This is a genomic window from Streptomyces sp. CT34 (assembly GCF_000805335.1).
Lineage (GTDB): Bacteria > Actinomycetota > Actinomycetes > Streptomycetales > Streptomycetaceae > Streptomyces.
On the sequence record NZ_KN708638.1, the window covers coordinates 7,975,107 to 7,984,599 of the forward strand.

Annotated in this window: 10 protein-coding genes; 3 read left to right on the forward strand and 7 right to left on the reverse strand. The window is 71.7% G+C overall.

Features of this window, described 5'->3' with window-relative positions; all coding sequences use genetic code 11:
• Positions 1 to 563: 563 nt before the first annotated feature.
• The 3 genes from RZ84_RS34475 to RZ84_RS34485 form a co-directional block, all read right to left on the reverse strand.
• Entirely contained in the window at positions 564 to 1,421 is an 858-nt protein-coding gene (locus RZ84_RS34475; protein ID WP_043268587.1) for a maleylpyruvate isomerase family mycothiol-dependent enzyme, read from the reverse strand.
• Positions 1,422 to 1,591: 170 nt separating this feature from the next.
• The gene (locus RZ84_RS34480; RefSeq protein ID WP_043268589.1) at positions 1,592 to 2,062 is read right to left on the reverse strand and encodes a DUF3291 domain-containing protein; all 471 of its coding nucleotides are present in this window, start codon (positions 2,060 to 2,062) and stop codon (positions 1,592 to 1,594) included.
• A gap of 32 nt (positions 2,063 to 2,094) precedes the next feature.
• A complete protein-coding gene (locus tag RZ84_RS34485) occupies positions 2,095 to 2,733 on the reverse strand; it encodes a helix-turn-helix transcriptional regulator (RefSeq protein ID WP_043268591.1) in 639 nt (212 codons plus the stop codon).
• Positions 2,734 to 2,941: 208 nt separating this feature from the next.
• Here RZ84_RS34485 and RZ84_RS34490 point away from each other — a divergent pair, with 208 nt between their 5' ends.
• The gene (locus tag RZ84_RS34490; RefSeq protein ID WP_052230374.1) at positions 2,942 to 3,718 is read left to right on the forward strand and encodes a glycosyltransferase family 2 protein; all 777 of its coding nucleotides are present in this window, start codon (positions 2,942 to 2,944) and stop codon (positions 3,716 to 3,718) included.
• Positions 3,719 to 3,849: 131 nt separating this feature from the next.
• Here the strand turns inward: RZ84_RS34490 and RZ84_RS34495 are convergent, their stop codons facing one another.
• From RZ84_RS34495 to RZ84_RS34510, 4 genes are read right to left on the reverse strand one after another with little or no spacing between them, the layout of a single operon-like run.
• Positions 3,850 to 4,920, reverse strand: a complete 1,071-nt coding sequence (locus RZ84_RS34495) for an NAD(P)H-dependent flavin oxidoreductase (RefSeq protein WP_043268593.1) — start codon at positions 4,918 to 4,920, stop codon at positions 3,850 to 3,852.
• Entirely contained in the window at positions 4,917 to 5,678 is a 762-nt protein-coding gene (locus RZ84_RS34500) for a CoA-transferase subunit beta (RefSeq protein ID WP_043268595.1), read from the reverse strand. The genes RZ84_RS34495 and RZ84_RS34500 overlap by 4 nt, the downstream gene beginning before the upstream one ends.
• Positions 5,675 to 6,538, reverse strand: a complete 864-nt coding sequence (locus RZ84_RS34505; protein ID WP_043268597.1) for a CoA transferase subunit A — start codon at positions 6,536 to 6,538, stop codon at positions 5,675 to 5,677. Before RZ84_RS34505 ends, RZ84_RS34500 begins: the two co-directional genes overlap by 4 nt.
• Before the next feature lie 3 nt (positions 6,539 to 6,541).
• On the reverse strand, positions 6,542 to 7,318 hold the full coding sequence (locus tag RZ84_RS34510) for an enoyl-CoA hydratase family protein (RefSeq protein WP_043268600.1): 777 nt from the start codon (positions 7,316 to 7,318) through the stop codon (positions 6,542 to 6,544).
• Between the two features lie 80 nt (positions 7,319 to 7,398).
• On the opposite strand from RZ84_RS34510, the gene RZ84_RS34515 reads away from it, so the two are divergent.
• Both RZ84_RS34515 and RZ84_RS34520 read left to right on the forward strand, forming a co-directional pair.
• The gene (locus RZ84_RS34515; RefSeq protein WP_043268603.1) at positions 7,399 to 8,187 is read left to right on the forward strand and encodes an SDR family oxidoreductase; all 789 of its coding nucleotides are present in this window, start codon (positions 7,399 to 7,401) and stop codon (positions 8,185 to 8,187) included.
• A gap of 1 nt (position 8,188) precedes the next feature.
• Positions 8,189 to 9,100 (forward strand): SDR family oxidoreductase, encoded by a 912-nt coding sequence (locus RZ84_RS34520; RefSeq protein WP_043268605.1) that lies wholly within the window; start codon positions 8,189 to 8,191, stop codon positions 9,098 to 9,100.
• The last annotated feature ends 393 nt before the right edge of the window (positions 9,101 to 9,493 follow it).

Below are 9,493 nucleotides of genomic sequence, written 5' to 3' on the forward strand. Positions count from 1 at the left end.
CGCCGGCCCGGGAGTGCATAGGAGGCGCCGACGGCTGCGACGGCGGCACCCGAGGTGAGGAGGAATCGACGGCGGTCGGTGGTGGTGGCAATTCCGTCCATGGGGTCCTCCGTGCAGTGGCCGGGCGCGCCCGGCCACAGGGGTGTCACCAATCGGAATTTCTCATTCCCAAGAGTGCGCGGTGCGCCTGGCCAGGAGTTGAACGCGCCCGGAACGCGGAACGCCCATCCGCCGTCGGATCGGACCGGCTGTTTCGGCCGAGGGGATCCTCGGCACGAAGCGACTGCTGTCGGGGCGGGTGTGGTACGTCCAGAGCGCAGTATCAGATCCGCTCATTCGGCCGGGTGGCCGGTGGCCGGGCGGCCCGGAGACGGTGCTGCGGTGGAGATCCGCGGACCATGCGGGTCCCCGTGAACGCGATCAGCGGCTCCCGGACCGTTGCCGCCCGCTACGCGAAGCGGGCTTACGTGTTCCACGGCGGCGTCCTGGCCGCCGTGAGCCGGCTGTGGCCTCGACATGACGAGCCCCGGATGCCACGGTCGGACCGGTAGGTGGGGCTGCGGTCAGTAGACGATCGACACGATCCGGCAGGCGGCTTCGGCCAGGTCACGGCGGCCGTTGATGCGGGCGCGAGCGAGGGCGGTCTCCGGTCGGATGCCGCGGGTGCACAGGCGCCAGGCGGTCTCCGCGTCCAGACGGACAAGGGCGGTGGGATGCGCGGTACCCGGCTCGGCCAGCGACCAGCGGGACCCGGTCGCCGTCACGGTCCAGGTGCCGCCGGCCGGGCCGTCGACCCGCATCCGGATCTGCGTGCCGACCGGCGCGTCGACCTCGTTCAGGGTGTGCGGCAGAGCCCGCATGAAGGTGTCCAGGACCACGGACAAGAACCGCGGGTCGCGGTCGGTGTCCTGGCCGACCGCGTGGCGGATCTGCTGGCGGTGAGTCCAGAACTCGGTGAACTCCCGGGCGATGTCCAGCCACATCGGCGCCGGGTCGACACCGGCCCAGGACACGCCCAGCGAAGGTGAGTTGGGGTCGGTGCTCTCGAGGAACCGGGCCACCTGCCCGCCCACCAGGCCGAGGGTGTCGGTGAGCGCGGCCGGACTGACCCGGGAGAAGGCATCGACCCATTCCTGGTTGATGCGGTGGATGAACGCCTCCAGCGTCTCGCCCGGTGCGAAGGCGGGTCCTTCCCGCTGGCCGTCGCGGTCGCGGGCAAGTCGTCCGTAGAAGTCACGCAGGAGGTGTGCGCCGAGATCACGGACGGTCCAGCCCGGCACTGCTTCCCTGTTCCAATCGCCGGGCGCCAGGCCGCGCACCGTGGCTATCAGTGCGGCGTGTTCCGGAGCGAACAGGGAGCGGGCGTCGATCGGGGTGCCGAGCCAGGAATGGCCCGGCACTTGATGCAGCCGGGAGTTCATGACCAGAGCGTGCCAACCACATGGCCCGATGGCCATCGAATATCCCCTTCGGGCCGTCCAAGGGGACCGGCCATGTCTGCACTGTCCGTGTCGTGCGGTCGGACCGACCGTGCCGAGCGCGAGCCCGAACTCATCAGGGCGCCGTCGGCCCACGACGCCTCGGACAGGCCCTAGACCTGAGCGGCCTCGGCCGGTGCCGGGTAGGGGTTGCGAAAGGTGAACGCGCCTGGTCCGGGGCCGTGTTCGCGTACCATCGCGACCCGTTCCATCGCCTCGGCGACGCTCGGGTGGTGACCCGCCGGGATCCACCACAGGGCCTGGTACGCCTCGGCCCTGCCTTGGAACCACTCGCGGCGGCGGCTCAGTACCCGCAGGTGATCGGTGTGGTACGCGAAGTTCCGAAGGGCTTCAACCGACTCCCAGACCGAGCAGTTGACCAGGAGCAGGTCGTCGTTCTCGTCGGGGCGGAGGCCGGTCGCGTCCGCGCCCTCGTCGTCGACCATGCGCCAGACGAACCCGGGGCTGCGCTCGGCAAGTGCGTTGATCTCGGGCAGTTGGGCGACGAATTCGGCCAACTCGGGGCTGTCCAGCGGGGCGACGGTACGGCCGATGTTGACCTGCGCAAGGTGAAAGCCAGTCATGGGCCCAGAATGGCCCGGCCATACCTCTATAGTCAATGGTTCTTGTTTTTAGAAAGTGTCACGCAACACCCGCCGGGACGCGGATCCATCGCCGGGGACCACTGCTCGGGTGCCAGGCCATCGAGCAGTGCGAGATTCATCCCGCAGACCAGGGCGGGGAACTCCTCGGCCAGCGTGTGGAAGGGGCAGTTGCGCAGCCGCAGCGTCTCCCCGTCCCAGAAGGGCTGGTAGCCGCGGGCCCGCAGCACCTCGACCAGGTCATCGGCAGCCGCATCCGGATGTGCCGCACCCGCGGCCCTCGCCGCGGCCTGCAACTCCCGGTCCAGGCCGGCGTTCTCCACCACCTCGGCGAGCAGTCGACCGGCCGCGTCGTAGGACCGAGGGGGGACGGACACGGCGTGCTCGCCCTCGGCGCGCCGGTACACCTTCGCCGGCCGCCCCGCCCCGGGGCCGGTGCGCCCGGACAGGCGCCGGAACGACACGGCCAGCAGCCCGGCCTCGACCAGCTTGTCCAAGTGGAAGGCGGCCAGCGATCGGGTAATCCCCGCCGCTTCCGCAGCCGCGTCGCGCCCCACCTCATCCGGGGCTGCGGCGACATGTCGATAGAGCCGACGGCGCACGGGATCACCCAACACACCCAGCGCCGCGAATGCGGAATCTTCAGCAGTCACGCGCCGATTCTATGACCAATGGGTGTATTCAAAACAGCGCCAAGTGCTCGTCCTGCGGTCACCCGACGACGGTCCGGGCCAGGAATTTCGCGACATTTCCTGCCGAATCGCGGCTGGGTGCCCGCACAGGACACCGATGGTGAAGCCTTGGTCATTGGTCATGTCATGATCCCTGACGGGACCATCCCTCTCCGACAGGACCCATTCCATGCGAACCATCAGCGTCATCACCGCCGTACACGAAGGCGGCCACCACTTCATCGGTGACACCTATGAATCCCTGCGCGAACAAAAGCTCCCGGATGACTGGCAATGGGAGTGGTGCGTGCAGGAGGACGGCACCTCGGGCATACCCGCGAAGAGCCTGCCCAGTGACCCCAGGATCAGATTCGGGACAGGGCTGCGAGCGCGCATAGCGGTAACCCGCACCCACGCCCTCGCGCGCGCGACAGGAGACCTGATCCGGACGTTGGACGCGGATGACGTGCTGCTGCCGGGCGCGCTGGAGCGGGACATCGAGACCCTGGAACGTGTTCCCTGGTGCGTATCCGCCTGCATCGACCTCCACGAGGACGGGAGCACGGCACCAGGCCCGTGCGACCCTCCGGGCGGCCCCCTGGAGCCCGCCCGCTTCCATCGCGAGGTACGGGAGCGGAACCTGTCCGTTCAGGCGACCACCTTCGCCGCTCACCGTCGCCTGGTGATGGCGCTCGGCGGCTGGCAGGCACTGTCCGGAGCCGAGACGGTTGCTCTCCTCCTTGCAGCGGAGGCTGTGGCACCCGGTGAATTCATAGCGGAGCCGAGCGTTTTCTATCGTAAGCATCCCCACCAGACGACCGCGTCCCATCACTACTGGGAACCGGCCGAAGCGGCCACGCGGATCGACGCGCTCGTACAACGCGCCGACGCCCTGCGGGAGTCGGGTTGGACGTGGCCGCAGGTACCCCGTCGCCGGCCCGCGTCCCAGGGGGAGGTGCGGGGGTGAGGGCTCGTGTCCGGCGGCTCCCGGGGGAGGGGAGGTTCCCCGTGCCGGGCCGGTTCCGGTGGGCGGTGTACGGGTAGAGGCCGCGCCAACGCCATTACGCGCGAGGAGATTTGGGGACGGTGCCGGGACCCTCAGCGGGGCAGGTCCGCCAGCGTCCGGTGTGCCTCGGCCATGATGCGGTCGATCAGCTCGGCGCAGGACGGCAGGTCCTCGATCAGTCCGGCGACCTGGCCGGAGGCCATCACGCCGAGGTCGGTGCGGCCGTCCACCATCGACGCCTTCAGCAGCATCGGGGTGTTGGCCGCCAACAGGACCTGGCTCCAGGACAGTTCCCTGCCGTTCTTCTTCATCGCCAGCCCGTCGCGGAGCAACTGGGGCCAGCTCAGCCCGGACAGTTTCCGGAACGACGCGGCGTGGCGTACGGCGGTGAGCAGCGCGGCCGTGCGGCCGGACCGCTCCAGGGCCTCGACCAGTTCGCTGCGCAGCATCCGGTGCGGCAGTCCGTCGACCTTGGTGGTGACGGTGATGTCGTTGACCGCCGCCTCCAGATAGCGGGCCTGGACGGTCCGGGGCACGGTGCTGTCGGACGTCAGCAGGAAGCGGGTGCCCATGGCGATACCGGCCGCCCCGTAGGTGAGCGCGGCGACCAGGCCGCGGCCGTCGAAGAAGCCGCCCGCGGCGATCACCGGGATGTCGACGGCGTCCACGACCTGGGGGAGCAGCACGGTGGTGGCGACGTTCCCGGTGTGGCCGCCGCCCTCGCCGCCCTGGACGACGACCGCGTCGGCTCCCCAGGACGCGACCTTCTCGGCGTGCCGGCGGGCCCCGATGGAGGGGATGACGACCACGCCCGCGTCCTTGAGCCGGGCGATCAGCTTTTTCGAGGGCGCCAGCGCGAACGAGGCGACGCGTACGCGCTCGGAGACGATGATGCCGACACGCTCGGCCGCGTCGCCCGCGTCCGCCCGCAGATTGACGCCGAAGGGCCGATCCGTACGGGACTTGACCTCGCGGATCGCGGAGCGCAGTTGAACGGGTGTCATGGTCGCCGAGGCGAGGATGCCCAGCGCGCCCGCGTCGGCCGCGGCCGAGACCAGCCGGGGGCCCGCCACCCAGCCCATGCCGGTCTGCACGATCGGATGCCGTACGCCGACCAGCTCGGTCAGCGGTGTGGCGAGGGGCGGCGGGGCGCCGGCGCTCATGACGGCACCTCGCGGTCGCGTAGTCCCTGCGGATCGATGACCTCGCGGATCAGGCGCAGTTCGGCGCCGGTCGGCTCGCGTGTGCGGGGGACCTGTTCGGGGACGGTGAGTGCGAAGCCGGTCGCCTGCCGGACCTCCTCGGCCGTGACGCCGGGGTGCAGGGAGGCGAGCCGCATGGTGCGGTCCGGGGTGGCGAAGTCGAGGACGCAGAGGTTGCTCACCACCCGCGGGATGCGGTGATAGCGGGTCGCGGACGGGCCGGCGGCGGCTGCGCTGTCGTATCCGACGCCGCTGATCATGTCGACCCGCTCGACGAAGACCCGGGGCGAATGCCGGGGTACCCAGTAACTGACGGGATTGTTCAGGGTGTTGACGGGGGCGCCGCGCACCCCCAGCAGCTGGCGGGTGGGCCGCTGCCAGTCACCGATGCAGGAGATGTTCTGGTTGCCGAAGCGGTCCAGCTGACCGGCGCCCATCATCACGTGCCGCCGGCCGCCGGTGACCATGGTCAGGTGCCGGCGGTACGGCAGCCAGCCCTCGGGCTCGCCGTCGAGGCCGACGAGCATCGCCTCGCCGTCGGTGAGCAGCAGGTCGGGGGAGAAGGTGTGCTTGGCGAGCCGGGCGCCGATGGACGGGATGGTGCCCATCGGGCTGGCGAGCACCTCGCCGTTGTCGCGCCAGGCGTCCGCGCAGGCGATCACGCAGTATTCGGCGCGGCTGGCGGTGGCGGCCGGTCCCGTGGTCGTGGCCGTGGTCACTTCTGCTCCTCCTTCGTCGTCCGCTCCTCGTGCCAGGTCCGGACGGCGGAGCGGTAGGTCTGCTCGTCGCCGTGCAGGAACCGTGCGGCGAACTCCGGCCAGGGCGTGGTCGCGTAGAGCTTCTGGAAGGGCTCGTCGCGGCCGTACTCCGGGACGCAGGAGGTGAAGTGCGCGCCGTGCGGGGTCTCCACGACTCCGGTGACCGCATGCCGTTTGACGAGGAGGGTCTGCGGTGCGGCGTCCCGGAAGCCGCCGGCGGCGACGAGCCGCTCGCAGGAGACGTACGCCGCTTCGGCTGCCTCGCAGAAGAGATCGTCGAAGTACGGGTCGGGGCCCAGGTATTGGCCGTTGCCGAGCCGGTCGGCGCGGTTGAGGTGCACCAGCGCCGCGTCCATGCGCAGCGCCGGCATCGCCACGAAGGTCTCGCCGTCCTCGTACGGGGAGGTGACCGTCTTCAGGCCGGGGTTGACCCGCATGACGTCGGAGCCGAGGCCGGCGCGCACGGGGAGGAACGGCAGCCGGTTCGCGGCGGCGTGCAGCCCCCACATGAACATCGCCTCGTCGACCTCCGTCAGGGCGAACGAGCCGGCCTGGCGGGCCGCGCGGAAATGGGGTTCGAGGGGGATGGAGTCGAGGGTCGCAAAAGGGGCGATCAGCTTGCGGATCTTTCCGGCGGCGGCGAGCAGGCCGACGTCCGGACCGCCGTAGGAGACCACGGTGAGATCGGTGATCTCGGACCGGAGCAGCGCCCGCACCAGGGCCATCGGCTTGCGGCGCGACCCCCACCCGCCGATACCGAGAGTCATCCCGCTGCGCAGCCGTGCGATCACGTCGTCGGGAGTCATGGTCTTGTCGGTCACGGGTCAGTCCTCTCTGCTGTCCGCCGCTTCCGGGGGCCGGCCGAAGGTGTCGCGGACCCGGTCGGCGACCCCGCCGAGGTTCGCCTCGAAGGTGAAGCCCTGCTCGAAGCGGTAGCTGCGGCGGACGTCGACGGGGTCGATGCCGTTGATGGCGGCCTTGGCGAGCCGGATCAGCGAGCCGTCCTTGCGGGCGATCTCGCGGGCCAACTCCAGTGCGGCCTCGTGCAGTTCGCAGCGTCGTACCACCTTCCAGACCGAGCCGTGCGCATGCAGTTCGGCGGCCGTGGCGGTGCGCGAGGTGTAGTACAGCGCCCGCATCAGATGCTGCGGGACCAGCCGGGCGAGATGGGTGGCCGCACCCAGGGCGCCGCGGTCCAGCTCCGGCAGGCCGAAGGTCGCCTCCTCGCTGGCCACGACGGCGTCCGCGTTGCCGGCCAGGCCGATCCCGCCGCCCAGGCAGAAGCCGTGGACGGCGGCGACCACCGGCACCTCGCATTCGTAGACCGCGGCGAACGCCTCGGCGCAGCCGCGGTTGGCGCCGATCAGGGCGGCGTGGCCGCCCGCCGCGGTGTCCCGCTGCATCTCCTTGATGTCGACTCCGGCGTTGAAGCCGCGGCCCGCGGCGGCCAGCACGACGCAGCGGACGCCGGGGTCGCGGCCGGTCGCCCGTACGGCGTCGGCGAGGTCGTACCAGCCCTGTACGGGCAGGGCGTTGACCGGGGGGAAGTCCACGGTCACGACCGCGATGCCCTGGTCCGGCCCGGTGGTGGAGACACCCATGAGCAGATCAGCTACCTTTCCACCAAGCGTTTGTTAGGTAGCGAAGTTAGCAGCGGATCGCGCGCTGCGGGAGGTGCCCGTTGCCCCTGACCCTCGATCTGACCGGACAGGTCGCCGTCGTCACCGGCGGCACCCGGGGCGTCGGCGCCGGCATCGCCCGCGCCTTCCTCCGGGCCGGCGCGGAGGTCGTCATCTGCGCCCGCCGGCCACCGGACGCCCCGGTCACCGCGGACGGCGGAACAGCCCGCTTCCGCCCCCTCGACCTGCGCGACCCGCCCGCCGTACGGGAGTTCTTCGCCGACGTCGCAGCCGAGCACGGCCGGCTGGACTGCCTGGTCAACAACGCCGGCGGCACCCCCTACCGGCTGCTCGGCGAGACCGATGCCGAACGGCACGCCCGTGTCATGGAGTTGAACCTCACCGCACCGCTGACCGCCTCGCTCGCCGCGTACGCGGTGATGCGCCGCCAGCCGCACGGCGGTTCGGTGCTCATGATCGGCAGTGTCAGCGGCACCCGCCCCTCGCCCGGATCCGCCGCCTACGGTGCGGCCAAGGCGGGCCTGGACAACCTCGCCCGCTCGATGGCCGTCGAATGGGCGCCCGCGGTGCGGGTCAACACCGTCGTCCCGGGCATGGTGCGGACCGAACTCACCGTGCTGCACTACGGCGACGCGGCGGGCCTCGCCGCCGTCGGCGCGACCGTACCGCTCGGCCGGCTCGCCGAACCCGCCGAGATCGGCGATGCCTGCGTCTTCCTCGCCTCCGACCGCGCCCGCTACCTCAGCGGCGCCAGCCTGCTGGTCCACGGCGGCGGGGAGCGCCCCGCCTTCCTCGACGCCGCCACCGTCAACCACCCCAAGGAGCCCTGAGATGACCGGAATCTGCACCGGACGCGTCGCCGTCGTCACCGGCGCCGGCCGCGGCCTGGGCCGCGCCCACGCCCTGGCCCTCGCCGCCGAGGGGGCCCGGGTGGTGGTCAACGACCTCGGGGTGGCGGCGGACGGCGCCGGGGCCTCGGCCGGGCCCGCCCGGCAGGTCGTCGAGGAGATCCGCGCCCGCGGCGGCGAGGCCGTCGCGCACACCGGCGACATCACCACCGGCGAAGGCGCCGGCTCGCTGATCGCCACCGCCCTGGACTCCTTCGGCCGGCTGGACAGCCTGGTCAACAACGCCGGTTTCCTGCGCGACCGGATGCTGGTCAACCTGGACGAGGACGACTGGGACGCCGTCCTGCGCGTCCACCTCACGGGCCACTTCCTGCCGCTCCGGCACGCCGCCGCCCACTGGCGCGCCGAGGCCAAGGCCGGGCGGACGCCCGACGCCCGGGTCGTCAACACCAGCTCCGGCGCCGGTCTGTTGGGCAGCGTCGGCCAGGGCAACTACTCCGCGGCCAAGGCCGGCATCCTCGGCCTGACCCTCGTCGCCGCCGCCGAACTCGGCCGCTACGGCGTCCAGGTCAACGCCATCGCCCCGGCCGCCCGTACCCGCATGACCGAGCAGACCTTCGCCGACAGCATGGCGGCACCCGCCGAGGGGGAGTTCGACGCCATGGCCCCGGAGAACGTCTCCCCCCTGGTGGTCTGGCTCTCCGCCGCCGACAGCGCCCGTGTCACCGGCCGGGTCTTCGAGACGGAGGGCGGGCGGATCACGGTCATGGAGGGCTGGCGGCCCGGCCCCACCGCCGACAAGGGCGCCCGCCGGACCCCGGTCGAGGCGGGGGGGACCGCCCGCAAGCTGCTCGCCGCCGCGGAGCCTGCGTGGCCGGTGTATGGCACCCACTGACCGGTTCGCTGCGCTTTGCCGGCTTCCCACGTTGTCGGCCGTCCCGCCGTGCGCCTGCGGCGGGGCGGCTTCCCACGTTGCCGAGTGCGGCGCCGTTGCGCCTGCGGCGGGCGGTGCCGCTGCGCGGGGCTTTCGGGGTGCGGTGGCGGTCCTCCGGGGGGGTGTGCCGGACTGCTTCGCTTTACGTCCGGCACACCACCCCCTCCGGCCCGCCCCCTCCCGTGGAGGGGTGGGAAAAACCGGTGGGTGGGAGCTGGGGGGTCCCGTAACGGTCGCTTCCTGGCGGTGGGCCACCCCTCAACTCACCACGTGCGCTGACCCACTCACCCGGACCACCGGCTACCTGGTTTCCCACCCACAACGGGAGGGGGCGGGCCGGAGGGGCAGGGGGGG